Annotated in this window: 19 protein-coding genes and 1 pseudogene; 9 read left to right on the top strand and 11 right to left on the bottom strand. The window is 36.8% G+C overall.

Going from position 1 to position 25676, the window contains the following annotated elements; genetic code table 11:
• Positions 1–55 precede the first annotated feature (55 nt).
• Positions 56–1021, top strand: coding sequence for a 6-phosphofructokinase (pfkA, locus tag J1G47_RS10055; RefSeq protein ID WP_010786020.1), 966 nt, complete (start codon positions 56–58; stop codon positions 1019–1021).
• 122 nt (positions 1022–1143) lie between these two features.
• Here pfkA and J1G47_RS12155 read toward each other — a convergent pair.
• The 5 genes and pseudogenes from J1G47_RS12155 to sixA all read right to left on the bottom strand — a co-directional run.
• A pseudogene (locus J1G47_RS12155) lies at positions 1144–1644 on the bottom strand (MFS transporter); the annotation flags it as partial.
• Positions 1620–3065 carry a signal transduction histidine-protein kinase/phosphatase UhpB gene (gene uhpB, locus J1G47_RS10045; protein WP_159179825.1) on the bottom strand — a complete coding sequence of 482 codons (1446 nt, stop codon included), beginning with the start codon at positions 3063–3065 and terminating at the stop codon, positions 1620–1622. The pseudogene J1G47_RS12155 and the gene uhpB, both read right to left, overlap by 25 nt.
• A gap of 58 nt (positions 3066–3123) precedes the next feature.
• Positions 3124–3498 (bottom strand): response regulator, encoded by a 375-nt coding sequence (locus J1G47_RS10040; protein ID WP_010786023.1) that lies wholly within the window; start codon positions 3496–3498, stop codon positions 3124–3126.
• 82 nt (positions 3499–3580) lie between these two features.
• Complete coding sequence (gene uhpT, locus J1G47_RS10035; RefSeq protein ID WP_015940105.1) at positions 3581–4945, bottom strand: hexose-6-phosphate:phosphate antiporter; 1365 nt, start codon at positions 4943–4945, stop codon at positions 3581–3583.
• Between the two features lie 147 nt (positions 4946–5092).
• The gene (gene sixA / locus J1G47_RS10030; RefSeq protein WP_015940104.1) at positions 5093–5584 is read right to left on the bottom strand and encodes a phosphohistidine phosphatase SixA; all 492 of its coding nucleotides are present in this window, start codon (positions 5582–5584) and stop codon (positions 5093–5095) included.
• 127 nt (positions 5585–5711) lie between these two features.
• Between sixA and pyk the strand changes: the two genes are divergently transcribed.
• Positions 5712–7151, top strand: coding sequence for a pyruvate kinase (gene pyk, locus J1G47_RS10025; RefSeq protein ID WP_021110436.1), 1440 nt, complete (start codon positions 5712–5714; stop codon positions 7149–7151).
• An 85-nt stretch (positions 7152–7236) separates the two neighbouring features.
• Here pyk and J1G47_RS10020 read toward each other — a convergent pair whose 3' ends face one another.
• Positions 7237–10152 carry a two-partner secretion domain-containing protein gene (locus J1G47_RS10020; protein WP_207326614.1) on the bottom strand — a complete coding sequence of 972 codons (2916 nt, stop codon included), beginning with the start codon at positions 10150–10152 and terminating at the stop codon, positions 7237–7239.
• 15 nt (positions 10153–10167) lie between these two features.
• Positions 10168–11862 (bottom strand): ShlB/FhaC/HecB family hemolysin secretion/activation protein, encoded by a 1695-nt coding sequence (locus J1G47_RS10015; RefSeq protein WP_207326613.1) that lies wholly within the window; start codon positions 11860–11862, stop codon positions 10168–10170.
• A 146-nt stretch (positions 11863–12008) separates the two neighbouring features.
• On the opposite strand from J1G47_RS10015, the gene J1G47_RS10010 reads away from it, so the two are divergent.
• The 4 genes from J1G47_RS10010 to J1G47_RS09995 all read left to right on the top strand — a co-directional run bounded on the left by J1G47_RS10010 (position 12009) and on the right by J1G47_RS09995 (position 19190).
• A complete protein-coding gene (locus tag J1G47_RS10010) occupies positions 12009–14135 on the top strand; it encodes a TonB-dependent hemoglobin/transferrin/lactoferrin family receptor (protein ID WP_160405049.1) in 2127 nt (708 codons plus the stop codon).
• A gap of 89 nt (positions 14136–14224) precedes the next feature.
• Complete coding sequence (gene recD / locus J1G47_RS10005) at positions 14225–16186, top strand: exodeoxyribonuclease V subunit alpha (protein WP_207326612.1); 1962 nt, start codon at positions 14225–14227, stop codon at positions 16184–16186.
• A gap of 120 nt (positions 16187–16306) precedes the next feature.
• Positions 16307–16633, top strand: a complete 327-nt coding sequence (gene grxD, locus J1G47_RS10000) for a Grx4 family monothiol glutaredoxin (protein ID WP_010786031.1) — start codon at positions 16307–16309, stop codon at positions 16631–16633.
• Between the two features lie 289 nt (positions 16634–16922).
• A complete protein-coding gene (locus J1G47_RS09995) occupies positions 16923–19190 on the top strand; it encodes an NADP-dependent malic enzyme (RefSeq protein ID WP_075620598.1) in 2268 nt (755 codons plus the stop codon).
• Positions 19191–19269: 79 nt separating this feature from the next.
• Here J1G47_RS09995 and J1G47_RS09990 read toward each other — a convergent pair whose 3' ends face one another.
• Both J1G47_RS09990 and J1G47_RS09985 read right to left on the bottom strand, forming a co-directional pair.
• On the bottom strand, positions 19270–19452 hold the full coding sequence (locus tag J1G47_RS09990) for a YnbE family lipoprotein (protein ID WP_016528315.1): 183 nt from the start codon (positions 19450–19452) through the stop codon (positions 19270–19272).
• A 197-nt stretch (positions 19453–19649) separates the two neighbouring features.
• Entirely contained in the window at positions 19650–19964 is a 315-nt protein-coding gene (locus J1G47_RS09985; RefSeq protein ID WP_015940098.1) for a helix-turn-helix domain-containing protein, read from the bottom strand.
• Between the two features lie 125 nt (positions 19965–20089).
• Here J1G47_RS09985 and J1G47_RS09980 point away from each other — a divergent pair, with 125 nt between their 5' ends.
• Complete coding sequence (locus J1G47_RS09980; RefSeq protein ID WP_234924159.1) at positions 20090–20920, top strand: surface lipoprotein assembly modifier; 831 nt, start codon at positions 20090–20092, stop codon at positions 20918–20920.
• A 50-nt stretch (positions 20921–20970) separates the two neighbouring features.
• On the opposite strand, the gene J1G47_RS09975 is transcribed toward J1G47_RS09980, so the two are convergent.
• Both J1G47_RS09975 and J1G47_RS09970 read right to left on the bottom strand, forming a co-directional pair.
• On the bottom strand, positions 20971–23688 hold the full coding sequence (locus J1G47_RS09975) for a YdbH family protein (RefSeq protein WP_207326610.1): 2718 nt from the start codon (positions 23686–23688) through the stop codon (positions 20971–20973).
• Positions 23689–24513, bottom strand: a complete 825-nt coding sequence (locus J1G47_RS09970) for a hypothetical protein (RefSeq protein WP_160405040.1) — start codon at positions 24511–24513, stop codon at positions 23689–23691.
• A gap of 80 nt (positions 24514–24593) precedes the next feature.
• On the opposite strand from J1G47_RS09970, the gene gloA reads away from it, so the two are divergent.
• Both gloA and rnt read left to right on the top strand, forming a co-directional pair.
• Positions 24594–24998, top strand: coding sequence for a lactoylglutathione lyase (gene gloA / locus J1G47_RS09965; protein WP_005710446.1), 405 nt, complete (start codon positions 24594–24596; stop codon positions 24996–24998).
• Positions 24998–25648 carry a ribonuclease T gene (gene rnt / locus J1G47_RS09960; RefSeq protein ID WP_005710445.1) on the top strand — a complete coding sequence of 217 codons (651 nt, stop codon included), beginning with the start codon at positions 24998–25000 and terminating at the stop codon, positions 25646–25648. The genes gloA and rnt overlap by 1 nt, the downstream gene beginning before the upstream one ends.
• Positions 25649–25676: the final 28 nt, after the last annotated feature.

Raw genomic sequence — 25676 nt, 5'->3', positions numbered from 1 at the left:
TAATCTTTGCAAGTTTTTTGATTTATTTTTTAAAATTAAATTTATAGGTATTGATATGGTAAAAAAAATTGCAGTATTAACCAGTGGCGGTGATGCTCCTGGTATGAATGCAGCGATCCGTGGTGTTGTGCGTGCGGGTTTAAGTGAAGGTTTAGAAGTATATGGTATTCAAGACGGTTATTACGGTTTATATCACGACCGTGTTATCAAACTTGAACGCCGTTCAGTGTCTGAGGTGATCAACCGTGGTGGTACATTCTTAGGTTCTGCACGTTTCCCTGAATTTAAAAATCCAGAAGTGCGTGCAAAATGTGTAGAAACCTTGAAAAAATATGAAATTGATGCGTTAGTAGTTATCGGCGGTGACGGCTCTTATATGGGGGCAAAACTATTGACCGAAGAACACGGCATTGCGTGTATCGGTCTACCTGGCACTATTGATAATGACGTTGCAGGCACGGATTACACTATCGGTTTCCAAACAGCACTTGAAACCGCATTAGAAGCAATTGACCGCTTGCGTGATACTTCAACTTCTCACCAACGCATTTCTATCGTTGAAATTATGGGGCGCCACTGTGGTGATTTAACCTTAAGTGCGGCATTAGCAGGCGGTTGTGAATACATTATCATTCCAGAAAAAGGTTTTGATAAAGAGTCACTAATACGCAACATCGAAGATGGTTTCAATAAAGGAAAACGTCACGCAATTATTGCGATTACAGAATTAATGACAGATGTACACCAATTAGCGAGAGAGATTGAAGAACGCTTTGGCCACGAAACCCGTGCTGCTGTGTTAGGCCATACCCAACGTGGTGGTGCGCCTTGTGCATTTGACCGTATTTTAGCTTCTCGTATGGGCGTTTATGCAGTAGAACTCTTGATGCAAGGCTACGGTGGTCGTTGTGTGGGTATTCAAAATGAAAAATTAGTTCACCACGATATTATTGATGCAATCACTAATATGCGTCGTCCGTTTAAAGAAGAAATCTTTAATACCTCTAGAAAATTATTCTAATAAAAAGTGGCGCTAAGCCACTTTTTATTATCCGTATCTTTAACCAAATCACTGAATGAGTCGGTGTTCTATTCGGCTTTATCCCAAAATACTAATTGCTTTATTTACTCATAGGTAATTTGTCAATTTTGTGCTTTAAGGAAAGGCAATAGCAATAATGCGATGCCAGAGGCTGCACAAGCAATCACGACAAAAAATCCGGACCAGTGGTGTGATTCCATCACTAATGCTAAAGGATAACCAGCTATAGCAGCACCTAAATATGCAAATAATCCCACAAATCCTGTTGCTGAAGCTGGAGTTTTTTTATGGGAACATTCAGCAGCTGCCATACCAATAAGCATTTGAGGACCAAATACGAAAAAACCTACTGAAAAGAAAATTCCTGCTTGTAATATGAAATTTTCTTTTGGCATAAGCCACATTGCAATAATGGAGAAAAAAATACCAATAGCAAATAACAATGCCATTGGACCACGATTGCTAGCGAATAATTTATCTGATCCCCAACCAGCAACTAGAGATCCTATAAATCCTCCTACTTCAAAGAGTGAAAGTGCGCTATTAGCAGAAACAAGATCATAGTGATATTTTTCAGTTAAATAGATATTTCCCCAATCGTTATTTCAAATGTACCACATAAAATATTCACTCTCTCTTGCATTCCACGAATTCCAAATCCTGTTAATATCTGATATGTATCAAATCCAACCCCGTTATCTGTAATAATAATATGTATATTATTTTTTATTTCAATTTCTATTTTTACCTTATTTGCTTTAGCATATTTTATAATATTATTCAAACTTTCTTGACATAATCTATATATAGTAATTTCAAGAATATGTTCTAATTTTAAATTTTGATCATTTTTCCATATTAATTCAGTATCAATTTGATTATCTTGAAAATTTAGTTCAATAAATAGATTCTCAATAGCTTGGGGTAAATCTAAATCATCAAGTAGACGAGGTCGAATTCGATTTAGTAGTACTTTTGTTGTATCATAAATATTAAGAGATAATTGCTCTATTGTGGTTGATATTTTTTCATAATTAGGTGCAATCCTTTTTAAAATGTTTGCTTGAGTTCTAATGGCTGTAATATTTTGCCCGACCTCATCGTGTAATTCTCTAGAGATTTCTTGACGAATAGTTTCTTCAGTATTAATCAGCTGCCGAGTTAGTAATCTATTTTTATTTAATTCTATTGATAAACTTTGGTTCAAGTTACGCTGATCTTGAATCGCAAGCCCTAGAAATATTCCTGTGATAGTTTGGGTTGAAATAGATAGTAATAAATCAGCTATAGTGAGATTAGAAAAACTATGTGTAGTACCAATAAGTGCTATACTATTAAGAAGGACTCCTAAAAATGCACCTTGCCAACCATACTGAAAAGCTAATAATATAATAGGGATTGCAAGGTAGAATAAAGCAAACCTATAGAAGGTATCTGGCAATTTCATTTGAATATAGATATTTAAAACAAATAGTAAAATATAAATAAAAATGTGCTTTATTCTTAAAGTTACCGGCTTCTTTATTAGAGAAGAAGTAAGAGGAAGCCATTCAGTCTTAAATAAAAACTCATTGATTAAATAGCAAGCAGGAACAATCAATACCCCACCAGTAAAACTTACAAGAAATGTGAAGTAAAATTCTGATGAGGAAATGGCTACAGCATTGATCATACTAATTGAAACTATAGTGCTAAGTTGAATTGATAATTTTTTCCATTGATTTCCACTATAGTATAAATATGATAAGTAAATAATTGGGATACTACATATACTTAAAATAAAAATAGAATATTGATATATTTCTGGAAATAAATAGTTTAATAAAATCAATATACTAATTTCAGAACAATATACAATAGGCCAGAATTTAGGTTGAATATGCAATATAATACCACTACGTAAGGCAAACGGCAAAAATAGACAGGCCAAAACAATATCTGAAAGTAAATAATCTGAGATTATCCATAAGCAGAAATAAGAACAAGTTATCAAAAACCAAGAGTATAATATAGTAAATATCATTTTAGTTGTGAATTTAATAAATTCGCTAATTCAACATTATTTTTGACATTGAGTTTATTTATTGCATTAGATATACACCTCCTGAGTATACTGTTTTCACCGCTTGAATTAACTCATCAGGATTACATCGTTTGCTTAAATACCCTTTTGCTCCTAATTCTAACGCTTTTTTTATAATTAAATCTGAGTCATTTACACTTAGCATAATACAGTGGATACCTGACGGTATATCTTTTAATAAATCTAAGCCACTTTCATCTGGCATTGAAATATCAATAATACATACATGAGGTTTTAAATAAGGTAAATGTTGACGAGCTTCTTTAGCAGAAGAAAATTCTCCAATAACAGTAACGTCACTCTCTAAAGAAAGGAGTTGAGAAAAACCAGAGCGTACAATGACATGATCATCAATAAGAACAACATGAATCATAAAATCCTTCCAATTAATAATAGCGTATTTCTATAAAAAATACGGTGGAAAAGTCCACCGTATTCTTGTTACTTAGCATATTCTATCTTTTACGAATTTTTTTCTCTTCTGCGATTGCAACGAAGGCTAACAATCCAATACAAGTAATTGCTGATGCATGAAGTGCTGCAAAAGTACCACTCCATCCAGTTAGACCAAAAATTGGAGTACCGTCAGCAATCATTCCTAATCCTAGTTTTGCAAAACTATCTCCAATTAAGTAAGCAAAGGTACCTTTTACACCATCAGCAACAGCAATTGCTTTTTTAGGGACAAACCCAACAGCAGCCACGCCAATCAGTAATTGAGGGCCAAATACTAAAAAGCCTAAAGCAAACAATGCCGTTAAATACATAAATTCATTAGTTGCAAACTGATAGAACTCAAGAGTAAAAACAATCAGACCTAGGGCAATACAAGCGGTTAAGGCACGACGACCATTTGCTAAATCAGATAAATATCCCCATAAGAATGTACCCACTAATGCCCCGACTTCAAATAGAGCAAAACCGGAAATAGCAGCATCTTTTGAAAATCCTAATTCTTGATAGGCATATACTGGGGACCACTGATCAATACCAATACGAACAATATATAGAAAAATGTTAGCAAAGCATAGTAGCCAAATAACTTTATTTCTTAATACATATTGAACAAATATCTGCCATTTGGTCAGTTGATTTTCTTCAGTATTACGATCTTCCTCACTAATTTCCTCCCCAAATAATTCTTCCGCTTTACCTAAACCATATGCCTCAGGAGAATCAGAACCATAGCGTAATCCTATAAATCCAATAATTAATGCAATAATTGATGGAAATACAAACATTCCAATGACATGTCCATTAAAGAAGACATTAGCTCCGAATAACGCAACTCCAGCAGCTGCCGCACCACCTACATTGTGTGATAAATTCCAGAAACCCAAAAATGTTCCTCGTTTCTTTCTAGGCGTCCATTTAGTAATTGTGGAGTAGCTAGATGATCCCCCTGTACTTTGGAAAAAGCCACTAAGTGCATAGAATGAAATCATTAAGAACAGTGCAATGCTCCCTCCTCCCATACTAGCACTAAAGCCAAGCATACAGATGGCTGAAAGAATAAGCATAAATGGTACAAATTGTTTTGTATTTTTACCATCAGCATAATAAGAGACTACTGTTTTCCCAATACCATAAGTAATTGAAAAACCTAAGCCAATAAGTCCTAAATCTGTTTTAGTTAAACCGTAAGTTTCGATCATATCATTTTGTGCGATGTTGAAATTCTTACGAATCAAGTACATTGCCATATAACCGATAAATACAACTAAATAAGATTGCATAAAAGGTTTGAACCACATTTTCCGTCTTTCTTCTAGGGGTAGATCTAAGACTGGGCGTCTAACTTCAGCTAAAAATGAAAACATAATTTCCTCTGATATTTTTAAAAAGATATTTAAATTTTAAGAAAATTATTTCATTGCTCCTTGAGAGAATCCCCTAAATAGAATAAGAAAATTTCCTAGTTTAGATACCGTTAACTGTATTTTGTGACTAAGATCACATTTTAGGGTTTATTGTGAATTTCTAGGAACAATAACGGACAGATGGCTTTTTCCTTCAACCTTGGATATTTCTGCTATAACCGCAGGAGAAAAATGTACTCTCTGCTGTGTTAGTTGATAGACTAAGTCAAAGACAAGGGGCAAGTGAGAGATAATCAGCACATGCTTTGCTCCCTCTTCTCGTAGGAATGCAAGATAATCAATCACTGTGTCGGGATTTCCGTCAGGGGTAATCTCTTCCCATGTTTCCGCAAGATTTGCAAAACTTTGCATAGTGTTGACCGCTTGCATACCTTGTTCTACGGCTTGTGCCGTTTGCTGCGTGCGAAGGTAGGGGCTAATAATCACTTTATCTAATTTAATTTGTTGATTTTCAAGCCTTTTTGCAAGCCATTGCCCTTGTTGATATGCCATCAATTTACCCTGTTCAGTTAAGTTTCTCTGTGCATCAGTTGGGGCACTGAAACCTGCTTCGCCGTGTCGCATTATCCAAATATTCATCGGTTTATCCTCTTCGTGGTTTAAACAGAACGCTTTTAGGCGTATAATGCACGGCGTTTTTTGTTGTTGCAAGCAACAGATAAAAGATTTCTATTTTTCACAATTTAAACAATGGAGTAATTGAATAATGTCTCGTAAACTCAGAAGAACTAAAATCGTTTGTACAATGGGTCCAGCTACAGATCGTGGCAATACGTTAGAAAAAATCATTGCTGCTGGTGCAAATATGGTTCGTATGAACTTTTCTCACGGTGTGCCTGAAGATCATATCGCTCGTGCAGAAAAAGTGCGTGAAATTGCAAAACGTTTAGGCAAACACGTTGCGATTTTAGGTGACTTACAAGGCCCTAAAATCCGTGTTTCAACCTTCAAAGAAGGCAAAATTTTCTTAAACATCGGTGATAAATTTACCTTAGATGCAGAATTACCAAAAGGCGAAGGTCATCAAGAAGCGGTTGGTTTAGACTATAAAAACCTACCAAACGATGTCGTTCCAGGCGATATTCTTTTATTAGATGATGGTAACGTTCAATTAAAAGTGCTTTCTATTGACGGTGCTAAAGTATTTACTGAAGTTATCGTGGGCGGTCCATTATCAAACAACAAAGGTATCAACAAATTAGGTGGCGGTTTATCTGCTCCAGCATTAACGGACAAAGATAAAGAAGATATTAAACTTGCAGCGAAAATTGGCGTGGATTACCTAGCGGTATCTTTCCCACAATCAAGTGCAGATTTAAACTATGCTCGTCAATTAGCAAAAGAAGCGGGATTAGACACTAAAATTGTCGCTAAAGTAGAGCGTGCTGAAACCGTTGCAACTGAAGAAGCAATGAACGACATCATTTTAGGTGCAGACGTTATTATGGTGGCTCGTGGTGACTTAGGTGTGGAAATCGGTGATGCTGCGTTAGTAGGTGTTCAGAAAAAACTTATCCGTCGTTCACGCAAATTGAACCGTGTTGTAATTACCGCAACACAAATGATGGAATCAATGATCAAAAAGCCTATGCCAACCCGTGCGGAAGTGATGGACGTAGCAAACGCAGTATTAGATGGTACTGATGCGGTAATGCTTTCAGGTGAAACGGCAAACGGTGATTATCCAGTTGAAACGGTAAAATCAATGGCAGAAGTCTGCTTAGGTGCAGAAACAATGCCAAGCATCAATGTTTCACGTCACCGTATGGAAGCTAAATTTGCAAGCATTGATGAAGCAACGGCGATGTCAGCAATGTACACCGCAAACCACCTTGAAGGTGTTTCTGCAATCATTGCATTAACCCATTCAGGTGAAACCGCAAAATTAATGAGTCGTATTAGCTCTGGTTTACCGATCTATGCACTTTCTCGTAACGAACAAGCGTTAAATCGTTGTGCATTATACCGTGGTGTTACGCCAGTTCATTATGAACATGACAGCCGTACTATTGAAGGTGCGAAAAAAGCATTATCTTTATTAAAAGCACAAGGCTATTTAATGTCTGGTGATTTAGTGCTATTAACTCATGGTGATGAGTTAAAAGAAGGTGGCACAAATACTTGCCGTATTTTAAGAGTAGAATAATTTGCTCTCTGATAAAAAATCCACGCAAATGCGTGGATTTTTTTATGTATTCAACAAACCAATACCTGTGTCTTCTCGATTTAGTCTAACGAATTTCACCTACCGAAACTTTAGCATCGGTATGTTTATTGCCAATAATTCGATCTTCACATTTATTGTTTTCATCACAAATAGAGACAACAACGCTCTTCTCATCTTCTAGTGTTTCAGATTGTAGAGATTTAACTCCGAACTTATTATTTTCAACTAAATTACTCTGTTCGCGAGATAGATAAGTTGGCTTGAGTCCGTTAAGTTTATCTAATATCGTATTTAATTGACGCTCATTAAGTCTTTTGATATTTCCTTCTCCGGCTAGCTCATCATCACCGTAGTTTGTTCCTCTCGGTTGCTCATAAAATGTAAAATCAGTATTTTTTAGCACGATAGGCATATCTTTATGGCTGTAATAGGCTTTAGCACCATTTGGAGCTAGTGCAATAACCGTGGCATTCTCAATTGTAGTCTTTGTAGCATCGCCAAGGGCTAAAGCAAAGTTAGCTGCATTTGCATCATTATCCGCAGAACCTGTAATACCAATTTCAGGTGAAGGTTTAGGACCAGTATTTAACAAGGTAATAGTTAAATCATTTTTTGATTTTTCACCGCGTAATGTTGCATTTTTATCTGTCATCAACGTATAACCTTGATGGCTTTTCAGGTTAATTGAACTTTTATTTCGCCCTTCTAAATCACCAACGACATACATTGTTGCCGCTTTCATTTTTGAACTTGGTGAAACATTCAGTTTTTCAGCCCCCTGAATATTTAATGACGTGTGATCTAAAATCGTTTTATCTGCACTTAACCCAATTTTATGGATACGATCGTAATCAGATTCAAAAGACATATTTCGGTCAAACGTAACATTAAATTGACTATCGGTTAAATTAATATTTTTTGCCATAAGATTAATAAAACCATCATGCGTTTTTATATTACTATTACGAATATTAATTGTCGTTTCTAAATGACTTTTAGGTGTTTTAATAACTTCTTGTTTAATTTTGTCATAACTATTATTTGTGGCAGTCCACCAATCAAATGCATATAGGAACTCATTATTAATCCATTGACGTAAATTATTATTGAATTTCCATCGTCTTTGAGTATGATTTCGTTCTGTACGCAACGCCCTATCTTTGGTATTGAAAATCGCATAGTCATAGCTTGGTTTTTCTTTATTATAGGAATATCCCCCATAAATATAGAAATTACCTCTTCCTATATGAGTAAGACGATCAATATCAACATTATTAAAGCCACCAACAATGACAAAATCATCAACTTTATCAAGCTGCAAATTACTAATATTTACGCTAAAAGGCGATCTTTGAGTATCTTCTAAACAATAGGCAAGATTAATACAAGTTCTAGAATCTTCTAAATTTCTTCTTAAACCATTTCTGCCCAATACAATAGCGCCATTATTGAAATTAAATTTACTATCTATAATCTGAATATCTGAAATGCCTTTATCCGCAAAATTTTTATCCATTAGATCTGTTGCAATAAATAAACGCCCATTTTTAGTATCTATATTTGCTTTATTAAAACGAATATAGCTAGGATTAGTATAATTTAATTGTGTATTTAATAATAAAACTGAATCAGTATCTTTATATGAGTCTATATTTATATCACCTGAAATATCAAAATTATGTGCAGTTAGATTCACTTCACCTGATATACCAAGTAATGATCCTAATAGATTGCTACTAATAAAAGAGTTTTCTCCGACTTTCTGATTACCAATATCGAGATTATCAGCAAGATCTAGATTGACCTTTGTTTTTAATTTCTTAGAACCATCATCGTAATAATTCTCATCCTCTCGAATTAAATCACCACTAAGATTAACTTTATTGACAGATCTATCAAAATACCCCTTAGGTGCAAATTTAATTTCTTCTTTTACAGTGAGTTTTGCACCTTTTTCAGCATTTAAGTTAATTTCATTTTTACCTGCTTTTATTTCTAAATTTTCGGCTTGAATATTACTATTTTTGCCAAATTGAATATCGTCAGAAAATAAGGTTATTTTTCCAGAATTGGACATTGCAATATTATCAGCCTGTAATAAACCATCATTATTCACCAGATTATTGATTAATTCATTTTTTCCCTTAGCAGTTAGCTCAATATAACCATCTTTAGTAATAATCAAGCCTGAATTTTTTACAATGCTGTTTACTGTATTGTCGTCAACATTTACACTAATGGATGTTGTATCTAATTCTAAGGTAAATTCACCACCCGCTCCTAAAATAACTTGTCCTGGGCTTTCAATAGTTTTAGTACTTTCATACTCAATCCACTTAAATCCTCGAGGATTACCCTCATAGCAATCATATATACTCCATCCATTACAAACGCGTTCCTTAACCTTTTTCTCCTGTTTAAAGTATTTTGCGTCAATAGTGCCTTTATTTTCTACTTCATTTCCAACTAAAACAACAAATGCATTTTCTCCATTTGCAACAATTTTACCCTCATTAATAATTTTTCCTTCGGCAGTTTTATGATTTTTACGTGGAGTAAAATTGAAATTATTACTATTACTAATTTTTTCAAGATCTTTAGTTGTTGCAAGTAAGCTACCCACATTGATTTCAGCACCTTTGGTTATAATAACTCCGTTAGGGTTAGCGAGAAACACTCGCCCATTTGCTTGCAATTTACCTTGTATTTGACTTGCATTTCCGCCCATAACACGATTATAAGCAATAGCGGTTGAATCAGGCTGCTTAAATTCAACACTATTTTGTTTTCCAATATCAAAACTTTCCCACTCAATACTCACTCTAGGTGATTCTTGAGTAATGGTCATTGCCTTATTTAAGGTATTAATTTTTGCATTGCCGTCTGTAATTTTATGGTTTTGAGGTAAGTCTGCAGCATAAAGATTTGTTGTGCTAAGTGCTGTTGAAATAGCTACGGAAAGTAAAGTTTGTTTACGCATTTATGTACTCCTTAATTAAAATGTTTTAATTGCAGATAACCAAAATTGATTTTTATCTACATTGTTATATTTCTTACCGATAGGTTTTGCATAAGCAAAATTAATAGAATAATGATTAGGTTCAATTAAATTCAAACCAACACCGATACTTTTTAAACGAACTTTATTTTCAACAGATTCGGATAATTTCTCAGTATTTTTATATTGTTTTCCAAAACCCTCATCATAAAAGAGTGAGCTTACTAGCATACTTTTTGAAAAAACAGGTAAGTAGTGTTTTAGTTCCGCTTGGATAATATGCCCTTCATCAACAGAAACAGTACCTGCTTGATATCCTTTTACCCCTGATAATCCACCTAGTAGGAATTTATTTCCACTATCCAGATTTTTATCAGCAAATTGCCCACTGGCGGCAAATGTAATACTGAAGGATTTAGGTAAAAACTGCTCGTGAGATAATGAATAATTAAATGTCGTAAATGTACGTTTAGGCTGGTAATTCTCTGATAAATAGTGTTTTTTCTCATTGGTCGAATGACTTTCTTTCCCAAAAATAGTATTGAAAGAAAAATAGGTAACACCTTCTTTTATACTATTCCAAGAACCACTCACTCCTATGCTAGTCGTATTTACTTTCCGTTTTTGTTGTAAATCAACAGATTTTTGTTCATCTGACAATTTCTGATGATTAAATGCTAATTTACTATCTAATCTTAAACTTGCAGTTCTAATAGTAGGGTGAGTAATATAACCACCTAAATTATAAGTACTCCCTTGAGCATTAAGATCTTTAAAATTCGCACCTAATTTATATTTTAAATAGTTTGAATTCACGCCAACTCTTGTGCCATATCCATCAATAATAAAAGAATAGTCCGCTCTTAAGTTATATAAATCGAAGGTGTTAGAAGCAAGCACATCAAAATGTAATTCATCACCAAGCCCAACTAAGTTATAAATTTTATTTCCCAATGTTGTTCTATATTTTCCAGTATTATCATTTCCTTGATTATCAATGGAAATATATCCATTCCAACGTTTATTATCTTTAAGATTAACAGTAAGATCTGTTTTACCCGTATTTTGTCCTGCTTTCAAAGATAACGCTGAGGTAATTCCTTTAATGTCATTAAGTAATAGAGCTAACTTTTCTAGTTCATTTTTAACCAAATACGAATGGCTTTTCACAGTAGTATTCACCATCCGCATAACCAAGTCTTCTTTTAAACGGCTTCCATTTCTAACAACTACCTGATCAAGCGATCCCTTTATCACGAAAATTTGCAATTCACCATTATTAATTTCTTGTGGTGGAATAAAGGCTTTAGCAACAAGATAATTGTTGTCACGATAGTAGTTAGTAATTTGTTGCGATAACCGATTTAAGTCATCTAAGGTGATTTCTTGATGAAGATAAGGAGAGGTAATAGATGTCAGATTATCTTGAATTTCGTTTCCGTCCAACTCCAGTAATTTGATTGAATCTAAACGGAATTTAAGACTTTCTTTGTTGGCGGGAAGATTCTCTTCCTGTGTTGGTGTTTTGAACAGTTCTCCAGATGGTTTTACTTTTGCTACTTGTATCTGGCGTGTCTGTTCCAACTGTTTGTTCAATGTTCCTGAATCTGGTATTGGATTTGCATAAGTAAAGCCAGATACACATGAAAGAATGATTCCAGTAATTACATTTTTTCTACGAAAATGTTTCATTTTGATAGGTCTCCTTTATTAATAATGTATTAGAACGCTTTTTCTATTTATTTTTAACTAAATGATAAGAATTATCAATATCATTATTGATAATTTACATTATCTTTTGTAGGATATTTATTAGTCAGACTAAAGGAGCAACTAAAATGAGACTATCAAAAATTTATACAGCACTCTTTCTCTCTTTGCCTACCGTATCCCTTGCAGATAGCAATGTTTCAGCTGAGCTCGCTGAAATCTCTGTGATTGCAAGTAGGGATGCATTTCATTGGGCAAATCACACAAGTGAGAAAGCAACCCTAAATAAAAACCAATTATTAACTCAACAACCCATAAGTACAGCGGATGCGATTAAAAGGATTACAAACGTGGATATTGCTGGCGGATCAAGGGGAATTGCACAAAAGCCGATTATTCGGGGCTTAAGTGGTAATCGTGTTGTTCAAGTGATTGATGGCGTTCGCCAGAATTTTGACTTATCTCACCGTGGTTCATATTTTCTACCTATGGCACTAACCCAAGAAATAGAGGTGATTAAAGGCCCTACAAGTACTTTATGGGGTAGCGGTGCATTAGGGGGAATTGTTGCGATCAGAACGCCAAATGCCCTTGATTTATTGAAAGATAATCAGCAAATTGGAGCAAAAATTCATCAAGGATACCAATCTGCTAATTCTCTCTCTGAAACAGATGTCAGTGTCTTTGCCGCAAATGACAAGTTTGATGGATTAGTGAGTGGCTTTTATAACCACGCTGATGATTTACGTTTAGCGGACAGTAAAAAATTAGTAGACAGTCGCTATACTCAAAAAGGCGGACTTTTTAAATTTGGTTGGCAAATTAATGATGAAAATCGCCTTGAGCTTTCTCATCGTTTAAGTCATTTTGAACAAATTGCCCCAACCAACAATGAAGTTGCTGAAGAATTTACCAACCAAGATGTGAGAAACCTTATTAGAAACTGGCATAGAAATAATCCAACAGCTTCTTTTGCTGAAATGACTCGTTTCTATAAAGGGCTCACATCAGTACTAGGAAGTGTAAGTTATCGAGCTAAACAAAAAATCACAGACCAAAGTAGTGCCTTACACTATTACTTTAACCCTAAAGACAATGATTATATCAATAGTCAATTGACGCTATACCGTAACAGTACAAAAGAAAAAGAGCAGCGTATTGCAAGCGGTTTGCAAGATCAAACTAAACTCAGCACTATGGGTTTAAGCATACGAAATTCGACGGATCTAAATTGGTTAGCCCTAAACTATGGTGTAGATTTTATTTCAGACCGAGTAGTAACACAGCGTGAGAAAAATGCCACTACCCCATTCCGCCCTAATAATTATGACGCTAAATCTAAAAACAGTGCATTTTATCTTTTAACACATATTCCATTATGGAATGAACGCATTATTGTCTCGCCAAGTGTTCGCTACGATCACTTTAAAACACAAAGTGACGAAGCCAAATATAGTGCAAGCCGTTGGTCTCCATCCATCGCTGCAACTTGGAAAGCAACAAATTGGCTAGATCTTAGTACTCGTTATAATAAAGCATTCCGTACACCATCAATGCAAGAACGCTTTGTCAGCGGGTCTCACTTTGGCACAAATTTAATGGGACGATCATTTAATAATACCTTTGTAAGTAATCCAAACTTACGCCCAGAAACCGCGAAAAATAAAGAAATTGCGGCGAAAGTTCATTTTGATAATCTCTTTGTACATCAAGATAAATTCATATTCAATGCCGCTTATTTCCAAAATGATGTAAAAGATTTTATTCATCTTGATATTTTCCGAGCTTCACAAAGAGATATGATTCCATCTCTCTCGCAGTATCGAAATGTAGAAAATGCTCGCTTAACAGGGTATGAACTAGAATTAGCTTATCAGCAAGAACGTTTAGCATTGGGATTGAATTATGCTCAAACAAAAGGTAAAAACCGCCAAACACAGGAAGCCTTATCCAATATTCCAGCGAATAAATTAGGCTTTACTATTGATTATGCACTAGTACCTCAAACATTTATGATTGGAGCTAATATCACTCACTATGCAAGTCAGAAACGTGTACCTAAAACACATGCAATGACTTATCCAAGTTATACTCTCACAGATTTAAAAGCAAGTTACACACCTTCTGGCGAATGGCGTAATTTACGTTTAGATATGATGATCGAGAATGTCTTTGACAAAAAGTTCCAACCTGCATTTAGCTTAATGGAAGGGGCTGGGCGCAATATTAAATTGAACGCGTCTTATCAGTTCTGATTTTTAACAAATATTATCTTAAAAAATCCACGCAAATGCGTGGATTTTTTTATATACTGCTTCCATCAATTCCTATCAAATTTTTGCTTATGTTACCTCTACTTTATGCCTTAAAAACGGAGAATGTGATTTCTGAATTAAACTATCAATTTGCAAAAATGATCGATCAGAAACAGCAGGCTTATAACTATACGGTTCAACAACAGAATGTAGCAATCTTTCTAAGTGCATTAGTTTCTTTTAATGTTATGCAAGGACATAGTTGTGTTCGTTTAAATTCTGATTTAACAACCCACTTTTTTGACTTGCAAAAAAAGCATTTCAGCCGTGATTTTCATACGGAGATTTTGCAAAAAATTGAGGGGATTTCACCGCTAGAGTGGCAGTCGTTGCTACATAACCATATTGCTTTTAGCCAAGATCCTACACAGGTTGCACCTTTATTATTTCAACAGGATCGCCTATATTTTTATCGTTATTGGCAGGCAGAGTATCGTGTAGCACGTTATTTACAACAAGCGGTAAGTTCGGATTTAAAAAAAGCAGATATCGATCTTCATCGTCAAATTTTACAACGCTTTTTTCCAAAACAAGCTGATACGGATTGGCAAAAAATTGCGGTTGCAACGGCATTAACTAAACGATTCTGTCTGATTTCAGGCGGGCCTGGCACAGGCAAAACCCGAACAGTTGCTATTTTACTTGCAGCATTACAGCTTAAACAATTAGAACAGAACCAACCGCTTTTAAAGATTGCCCTTGCTGCTCCGACAGGAAAAGCTGCGGCTCGTTTAAAAGAATCTATTTCAAATAATCTCGCTAGCCTTGATATTCCTGACAGTTTGAAAGCTGAAGTACCAACCAGAGCCTCAACAATCCATTCGTTAATCGGTATTAATCCCCATAGTGATCTGCCTCGTCATCACGCTCAAAATCCACTGCATTTAGATCTGTTAGTCGTGGACGAAGCGTCAATGATCGATCTCTTCATACTGGAAAAACTGCTGAATGCCTTAAAACCAGATACTCGTTTGATTATGCTTGGGGATAAAGATCAACTTGCTTCTGTAGAAGCTGGAAATTTAATGGGGGAGTTGGGTAGTTTGATCAGATTTGGTTATAGCAATGAGCATAGTGACTATCTAACTGAGGTAACAGAACATCAAATTTATCCTACAGTGGAAAATGTCCCCGCAATTTGTAATTCATTATGTCATCTTCGTCGAAGTTTTCGTTTTGACGAAAATTCAGGGATTGGGCAATTGGCAGCACAAGTGAATGTTCAACAAGCGGTGAAATCGTGGCAGATTTTAACGAATAGGGCTTATGATGATTTAACATTAGCGTGTTACCCTAAAGTCACGGATTTTCCTGAAAAATCACAATGGATACAATACTGTGTAAATAGCGTGGTAGAAAAAGCGGTGGAGTTATATTCCGATTACTTGAACAAAGTGAAAGCTCGAGTACTTTCCCCAGAAGCCGTGTCTATCGGTGAGATATTTAAAGCATTCCAACAAGTACGCTTTTTGTCAGCCTTACGCGTCAGTGAATTGGGCGTAGAACGATTAAATCAAACCATTGCAGAAGCCTTATTACAAGCACGTTTATTACATTTTAAACATAGCCGAGACAGCTACATTGGCAAGCCAATTTTGATTACCGAAAATGCCCCTCAACTTCATATCTTTAGTGGTGATATTGGCTTAATTCTTCCAGATGAAGCAGGAAGATTGAGAGTATATTTTGAAACAGAACAAAATGGAAAACATTTAGACATTTCCCTTAGTCGTTTGCCAAGTTATGAACCCGCCTATGTAATGACCGTGCATAAATCACAAGGTTCTGAATTTGATCATACTTTATTGGTAATGCCACTTTCTCATTCGCCAGTATTAACAAAAGAACTGATTTATACGGCGATTACCCGTGCTAAAAAACAGTTTACCTTGTTTAGTGAAGAAAAAATTTGGAAACAAGCAGTAAAAGCAGAAATTCAACGACAAAGTGGATTAAAAGAACAAATATTGGCAGATATTTTAATGAAATGATTTGGAATAAGTGGACTATAATCCACAGAAATACTTTAGAAGATGTTAATGGCAAATTGCAGAAAATTCTGTTTCACATTAGAATAGGGTACATATTCTTATTGATCAATGAGGAAAAACATGGAAACTATAGAAAAAATCCAAAAACAAATCAGCGAGAATCCTATTCTTCTTTATATGAAAGGCTCTCCTAAATTCCCATCCTGTGGCTTTTCTGCTCGTGCTTCAGAAGCTATTGTAAATTGCCAAGTTCCATTTGGGTATGTTGATGTTTTATCGAATCCAGATATTCGAGCTGAATTACCAAAATACGCAAATTGGCCAACATTTCCTCAATTATGGGTAGATGGAGAATTAATTGGTGGTTGTGATATTGTTCTCGAAATGTTCCAAAAAGGTGAATTGCAGACCTTGTTGAAAGATACTGCAAAAAAATATTCTCTATAGCGTCTAACAATCACATTATTTTGCAGAGCTTGTTGTATAAAACAGCTCTGCCCTCAATTAACTTCTTGATTTTCTTTCAATTACTGATCATAGTATCGCTCTATAATACTTATTTCAAATAATACTTAATTTTGGCATCATGATTAAACGTCTCATTTAATTAGAGATTATTCCTTTCTATACTTTTTAATTATTTGTTAAAAAATTAGAGCTATATCACAATATTCCTCCCAAAATTTAGGTAGAATACTGATGATTTCATTTATTCAATTGTATAAAGGACACAACTATGGATGACAAATCTCAATTACGCCAAGCAGCACTTGATTTCCACGAATTTCCTATCCCTGGTAAAATTGAAGTTACCCCGACTAAATCCCTCGCAACGCAACGTGATCTTGCATTAGCTTATTCGCCAGGGGTTGCTGAGCCTTGTTTAGAAATTGAAAAAGACCCAGCGGCTGCCTATCGTTATACTTCAAAAGGTAACTTAGTTGCCGTGATTTCAAACGGAACTGCCGTGTTAGGTTTAGGCAATATCGGTGCATTAGCAGGTAAGCCTGTGATGGAAGGGAAGGGCGTTCTGTTTAAGAAATTTGCAGGAATTGATGTATTTGACATCGAAATTAATGAGAAAGATCCTGAAAAATTAGTTGAAATTATCGCTTCTCTTGAACCTACCTTTGGTGGTATCAATCTTGAAGATATTAAAGCACCAGAATGTTTTTATATCGAACAAAAATTGCGTGAACGATTGAACATTCCTGTATTCCACGATGATCAGCACGGTACGGCAATTATCAGTGCTGCTGCGGTGATTAATGCGTTGCGTATTGTGGATAAAAAAATTGAAGAGGTGCGTTTAGTTGCATCAGGTGCAGGGGCGGCTTCTATTGCTTGCTTGAACTTGCTTATATCCTTAGGTATGAAGCGTGAAAATATCGTTGTCTGCGACTCAAAAGGGGTGATCTATAAAGATCGTGATGATCGTATGGACGACACCAAGAAACATTATGCGATTGATGATAATGGCTGGCGGACATTAGGTGATGCGATGCCAAATGCAGATATTTTCTTAGGCTGTTCTGCGGCGGGTGCTTTAACGCAGGATATGGTTAGAACAATGGCGGCTCACCCGATTATCTTAGCATTAGCTAACCCAAATCCAGAAATTACACCGCCAGAAGCGAAAGCTGCTCGTCCAGATGCGATTGTCTGTACAGGACGCTCAGACTATCCAAACCAGGTGAATAATGTACTTTGCTTCCCATTCATTTTCCGTGGTGCATTAGATGTAGGCGCAACAACAATCAATGAGGAAATGAAGCGTGCGGCGGTTTATGCGATTGCAGATTTAGCTCTTGCAGAGCAAAATGAGGTGGTCACTTCTGCCTATGGTGGCGAGGGGACAACCTTTGGTGCGGATTATATTATCCCACGTCCATTTGACCCTCGTTTAATTGTACGCATTGCCCCAGCAGTTGCAAAAGCTGCGATGGACTCCGGTGTTGCTACTCGTCCGATTACGGATTGGGAGGCTTATCACGAGAAACTAACTCAGTTCGTCTATAAAACCAACCTCTTTATGAAGCCGATTTTCAGCCAAGCAAAAGCAGAGAAAAAACGTATCGTGCTTGCAGAAGGGGAAGAGGACAAAGTATTACACGCGACACAAGAAGTGGTTTCTATGGGCTTGGCATATCCAGTCTTAATTGGACGCACGGAAATTATCAAAGCTAAAATTAAAAAATTAGGGCTACACATTGTTGCTGGGCAAGATTTTGATGTTGTTGATAATGAACATAACAGCCAACACGATGAGTTATGGAAACGTTATTACAGCATAATGAAACGCAAAGGGATTACCGAAGCGATAGCTAAGCGTGTTGTGACCTCAAATACAACGGTGATTGCTTCACTACTCGTTGAAATGGGCTATGCTGATGGATTAGTGTGTGGTTTATTTGGTACATATAGTCGCCATTTAGAAGCTATCCGTGACATCATTGGCGTAAAAGAAAGTGTGAAAGTACCCGCTGCACTAAACAGTTTAGTTTTACCAACAGGAAACGTTTTTATTACTGATACCTATGTTAATGCTGATCCAACAGCAGAAGAACTCGCTGAAATTACCTTAATGGCAGCAAGAGAAATTCGTCGTTTTGGTATTGAACCTGCGGTGGCATTGCTTTCACACTCTAATTTTGGTTCATCAAATCAACTAGGTGCACCAAAAATGCGTAAAGTGTTAGAAATTGTGAGAGAGCGAGATCCTGCCTTGATGATTGATGGTGAAATGCACGGCGATTTAGCCTTATCGGAAAAATTACGCCGTGATTATATGCCAGATAGTCCATTAAAAGGTTCAGCAAATTTACTTGTAATGCCAAATATGGAAGCAGCTCGTATCAGCTATAACCTATTAAGAGCAACGACAACAGCAATTACTGTAGGACCTATTTTATTAGGTATGAATAAGTCTGCACATATTCTTAACCCTGTATCCTCTGTTCGCCGTATCATCAATATGGTGGCGTTCGCGGCAGTGAAAGCCTAGTAAAAATGAAATGAGCGTGATTTTTCACGCTCATTTGCTTCTTATTCCTCAAGTGTTTTTCTAAAATTGTTTTTGATGATTACGGCTGCCTTGTTTTTATAATCGCTTTGGATTCTTTATCCATGATAACTTCAATTTTATGATCTACAACCACATTCATATTAATCGTAATACCTTCAGGTGGTGTTTCAAGTTGTACTTTGGGAGTACAAGCGGTCAAATTTAAGCAAAAAATTGTAAAAAGTGAGTATATAGCTTTCATTCTTAGAAGGGATTTGATTTATTAGGTTTATCTTATTTAATCATCTTTTTTCTTTAACAATGAAATAATCTCTTTCAAAGCAATGATTTCTTCATTTTTCTGAGCCAACATCTCGTCTTTATGGGCAATAGTGAGTTTTAATTTTTCGATTTCGGCGGTGAGATTTTCATCGTAGGCGGGGTATCCCCGCCTAAAATCTAAGCTATTGCAGAAATGCCTTTATGTTGTACTAAAGAAAGCAGTTTCAGTGCGGCACCGCTTGGTTTTTTGACACCTCGCTCCCATTCTGAAACTAGATTGCTACTTACATTTAAGTAGTGAGCAAAGACAGATTGAGAAAAATTTTCTTTCTCTCGGATTTCTCGAATCTCATTGGGAGTGAGCGTTTTAACTGGCGTTAAACAACGTTTGTCAAAACTCTGCATTGTTGTTTTATCAACTAAACCAATGTCGTGTAAATCACTCATCAATTCGTGGATCGCTGCATTTGCTGGGCTGTTGTATTGGCTCATTTAAACCTCAAATAATTTTGAGACCATCATAAAAAAATAAGTTCAAAATATCAATATATCGCCTTATGAAAAAACACTTACCCCTTACCCTTTTTATCCCCCTAGTAGCAAACGCAAACCCCGAATTGGAAATCAAATCCGCCGAGCCTACATTACCAAAACAAGCGGTTATTTTTTCAGAAAAATCCGCAAATAGTGAGGAAGTCACTTTAACTAAAGAGCTTATTAGTAAGCCTGAACTTACTCGTCAAATGTTAAATCGGGCGATTGATAGCCGACAATTTCATTTATTGCCTGAACTGGTGCAGATTTATCAACAAACACCTAATCCCGATTTGGTGCTGATTGATTATGCCAACGGCATTATTTTGGCAAGTCAGGGGGATTATAAAACGGCAATCGATCTCTATCGTGGCATTATTGCGAAGCACCCTAATTTTCAGCCTGTGCGTTTTCGTTTGGCACAAATGCTATTTGAAGATCGGCAAAATGAAGCCGCACTTGCACAATTTCGTAAGCTACAAGCGGACGGATTGCCACCACAAATTGCAAATGGGGTTGAACAATATATTGCTGCCATTCAAAAACGTTCGGATTGGTCTTTCGACTTTGGCATTAATTATTTGCACGAAAGCAATGTCAATAATGCTTCAAGCTCGCCTTATGTTCGAGTGGGGAATGTACCATTTAAGAAAACGGAAGAGTCGTTACCGCAATCGGCAAACGGGCTAAGTTATCATCTCAATTTAGCTAAAAATTGGAATATCAGTGGCTCCCATTATCTGCATTTTGAGAACCAATTTAGCGGGAAATCCTATTGGAATAACCATCAATTTGACGATCAGCAAAACCGCTCAAGCCTTGGCTACCAACATCAGCGAGTGAACTCAAATTTAGTGGATCTTTATTCGTATAAACGAAATCGAGTTTATTTGAGTTTTGAGAAAAGTTTCTAGTAAATAAGTGGCTTAGATAATTCTGAGCCCTTAGCATGTACTGAGTGCGGTTATTGTTTATCTAATTGTTTATAGATTGAGTGCTCAATATTCTGCTCAAACTGAGAACCGTAGTTAATCAATTTCCACAGGTCGAACATATTCTCTTTATGGTTATAATTCAAATTGACTTTCGCTTGTTTATGCTCAGTCAATCTAGAATGGATTTTAGCTGATAAATCCATATCGCCTTTACTGTCTAAATTCACCGTTGCGGTGAAATCGTCAATCTCACTTTTATTGACCATATAAGCCAAAATCTGTTCCGTATAGCCCCCTTGTTTAATCGCTTCAAGCAATTCAGGGGTAAATTTTAGGTAAGATCTATCCGCTTGTGTCAATGTTCCATTGCAGATGTAGCAAGGTTTACCCGACAGCCAAAACGGAAAGATACCGTTGAATTTGCCAGTTAAATCCAGCTGGTGATACTGTGCCAATTCTAAAATGCGTTCAAAACGAATATCAAACAGCTTTAAATAAGCGATTTTCGTTTGTGGCAGGGCAAAGTGTTCGATATTTAAACGTCCATCAAGCAAATTTAAACTTAACTCTCGTAAAAACAGAGGCTTACGTTTAGTGTAAGGTAAGTGTCCTTGAATTTTTACTTTGACATTGGTTATCGGAATGCCCATATTCACTTCATCAATATTCACATCAAGGGCTTTTTTCACACCAATATCTACTTCGCCCTGTTTGTATTGATAAGGGAGTGAGAAATCAATGCCCTTGATCTCACCGTTTGGTAGAGAAACTGCACCGTTGCGAATAGCAAAATGCCCGCCAGCCATCAGCCCACGAGCCGCATTCGCACTAAATGCCGTTTCGCCTTTAATGGTTCCGTTTGTGATGACCCATTGATTTCTAAAGGGAAAAAGGCTTTGGAATACATTTGCAGGTTGCTCCGACCAATACAATTTGCCGATTAAGTCACTGGCATTATTGGTTAATTTTCGGCGAGCAAAGAGCTTAATCGGGCCGAGTTTATTCGCCGTCACATCGCCCCTAAAGTTAAGATTTTCTACTTCGCCGTAAAATTTTAAGTTAGCTGTTGGTTTTTCTAATAATCCACCATAGGCGAAATCCATTTGTGAGGCTGAAAGCTTTACGCCACCTGTAAGATGAAATTTCTCATAATCAAATTTTATTGGTTCATTTAATACCAGCTCTAATTTTGGAATAAATACCCCATTTTTCCGAATATGATCCAAACTGCCCTTAAATTCAGACAGTTGCACTAAATCTTTATGCCACAAACCACGTCCCGACACTGCAAGCGGTCGGTTTAAGGCTTTTATTTGCGAACTGCCCCAAAAACGCCAATTCCATTGATCTTTCACCGCTTTTTTATCGGTCGGATCTTGGAAAAAGTGTAACGCCCCTGCTTTGAAATTGTTGGCGTAACCGTCCAACCGCATTTCGATATTTTTAAAGTCTGGGCTTTCACCACGGAAAATCGCTTGCAAACGCCCGTGAATACCTTGTTTATCGACCCGCACGCCCGCCAGGGGAAAACGTAAATCGTTGATGGTGAGAAAACGTTCAGTCCCCGTTAGACGTAGCAACGCACCTTGTAAAAAGCGTAAGGTGAGATCATCAAATTTTCCCCGTAAATCAAGGGGCACTGAGCTATATAAAATATAGTCGCCTTGCTTAATATTGCCCGTGATTTGTAGCGGAAATAGTAAGCTATCTTGTTGAATTTCCCCTTGTGGACTACTGATCACCACATTGCCTTTCCCTTTGGCATTTTGAGTAAGCAGACTGATACGAACCGCCGTTTTTATCGGATAAAGCGCATCTAAAGAAAAACGGTTTGGGGTAATGGTGGTGGTCAGATACGCATTGAGCGGAAAATCATTTGAGAGTTGCCAGTCAATTTTTCCTTTATCAATCGTCAGGCTTTGCGTATCAAAACGAAACGGCAAGTTGAACTGATTTTCAGGTGTTATGGCGGAATTTAACTGCCAATTTCCGTGAAGTTGCTGATCTTGTTTATGCCAGCTGAGCGTTGAATGACCTTGTTGCAAACTTGGTTCAGCGATCAAGGTTTTAGGCAAATTCCATTGATAATTTAAACTCAGTTGTTGGGGCAACGCTAAAAAATGTTCATCTAGCTGTGCAGAAAGTGTTGCAAGATGTTGCTCATCCTTATTCGGCTGATAGCTAAGTTGTGCACTGAGTTGCTGATTTGCAAAATTCGCATCTAATGTGACCGCTTGTTGCTTAATGTAAGCGGTCAGTTTTTGCTGAAAAAATGCAAATTTGATTTCACTAGGTGATTGCAGTAACCCTTTCAAACGTTCGTGCATTTCATCGGGAAGATTTTTCCACGCTAAAGATTGGATTTCTAGGCTACCTTCTGGCAATAACGCAAAGATCGTTTTAATAGTTTCTATGGGATCGGTTTGGCTTTTTTCCGATTTAGGAAAAAGCGTTAAGCAGGCATAATCAATGGTTGCTTGATTAAGACGAATACTCCGTTCATCAATCCATTGCACCGCAAGGCGATCTGCCGAAACAATCGGACAATTTTGATAGTAAAGGGTAAATTGTGGCAAGATGGCTTTTTCTAAATGTGGCTCAATGCCGTCGGGTGTTTCTATTTTCCAGCCCGTTGGCAATGACAAATTAATCGCAGAAGCTAATTGAGAGCCTGAAAGCAATGATGCACCACCAGCCATTAAAATGGCAAGTACTGCACCGATAATCAATAAACTTCTGCGTAACATTTAGAGAATATTTGTCAAAGGATAAAGCATTGCAAGGAAGGTAGCGACCGTCCAAGCGGTTGGATTTTTGATGTTTTTTCCCTGTTTGCCGAGTAGTAACCAAGCTAACATCATCAAAATCACAAACTGAACCCCAAAGAAGATAAAGTAAGGATAAATCACCATCTCAGGCATAATAGCAAGTTGTTGATATAACACGAAAATCACCCAAACATAGTTGATGATTAATACCATAAGCGCTAACAATACCAACAGTTTTAAAAAGCCTTCCAAACGGCTTTTCGCTAGCATTAAATACCAGCCACTTAATAAAATACCGAGTAAAATCTGGGCAAAATTATTGGCTCTAATCCAGTTAAACAGCGACGGTACTTCATACCAATAAATCAGCAAATATTGCACCATACCAATGGCGGTGATGCCTAAGCCACAATAAATCACCGTGCGATAAATATCTTCATCTTTGGGTAATTTCCAATAGATAAACGGCAGAATAACAGAAGCAAATCCAGCGACTAAAGCAGGGGAATGTTTCGGGGTAAAGGCAAGGGAATAGAGAAAATTTCCTACCGCAAAGACTAAAAGCCACGGCAAAATAGCCGTTAAACGCCCTTTTTGCCCTGGGCAAATTTGCCCTTTCCACAGCACCACGAAGCTAATCAAGCAAACAGTAAAAAAGGTGAGCAGATAAGGCGAAACAAAGATTGCATTTTGCGGTGCAAAATAGTGATTGAGCGACATCTCAATCAATAACATCGTCACCAACGGCAAAATAGCGTGCGTGGCGATTTCTAATTTAGAAGGAGTATCGTGATCGTGAGCCATAGTTTCAATTCAAAAATGATTTTAGGGCGAGATTATGCCATAATATCGCCACTTTTTTCTATTTTTAAGAGGATTTTACGATGCGAATTTTACATACAATGTTGCGAGTAGGAAACCTAGAACGTTCTATCAAATTTTACACAGAAGTGCTTGGTATGCGTTTATTACGCACCAGCGAAAATGAGCAATATAAATATACCCTTGCATTTTTAGGTTATGCAGATGAAAGTGAAAGTGCCGTGCTTGAGCTGACTTATAACTGGGGAGTTGAGAGCTATGAGTTAGGTACTGCTTATGGTCATATTGCGATTGGGGTGGATGATATTTACGCAACCGTTGAAGCGGTTCGTCAAGCAGGTGGAAAGGTCACTCGTGAGGCTGGTCCTGTGTTAGGTGGCAAAACTGTGATTGCGTTCGTAGAAGATCCTGATGGTTACAAAATCGAATTTATCGCTAACAAAGATGCACAAAAGGCGTTAGGTTAATGGCTGAAACAGAAGCAACCAATTACAATCTATTGAAAAATCGCTTTCGTGGCTATCTTCCTGTTGTGGTTGATGTCGAAACGGGGGGATTAAATGCTCAAACGGACGCATTGTTAGAAATTGCGGCAATTACGCTAAAAATGGACGACGACGGCTATTTGCATTTAGATGAAAAATTTCATCGCCACGTTAAACCTTTTGAAAATGCCAATATCAATCCAGAGGCATTAAAAGTAAATGGAATTGATGTAGATAACGCCGAGCGTGGTGCTGTGCCAGAAGATATTGCCATTACCGAGATGTTTAAAATGGTACGCAAAGCGGTAAAAGACAACGGCTGCCAACGTGCTGTGATTGTGGCACATAATGCGACTTTTGATCAGGCATTTTTACAAGCGGCGGTAAAACGCATTAATACCAAACGAGATCCGTTCCACCCTTTTGCAATGTTTGATACTGCAACCTTGGCTGGTTTTATGTATGGACAAACGGTCTTAGTCAAAGCCTGCCAAATGGCACAAATTCCTTTTGACGGCAAACAAGCCCATTCTGCCTTGTACGATACGGAACGCACTGCAGAGCTGTTTTGTGCAATGGTGAATAAGTTGAAGGATTTGGGTGGGTTTCCTGATTTAAAGGCTAGAATGTAGTAAAAGGTGAGAAATTAGAGGCGCAGCT

The organism is Glaesserella parasuis, assembly GCF_017352235.1.
In the GTDB taxonomy this organism is placed as follows: Bacteria; Pseudomonadota; Gammaproteobacteria; order Enterobacterales; family Pasteurellaceae; genus Glaesserella; species Glaesserella parasuis.
Note: the sequence above shows the minus strand (reverse complement) of the source record. Positions and strands in the feature narration are given on the sequence as shown.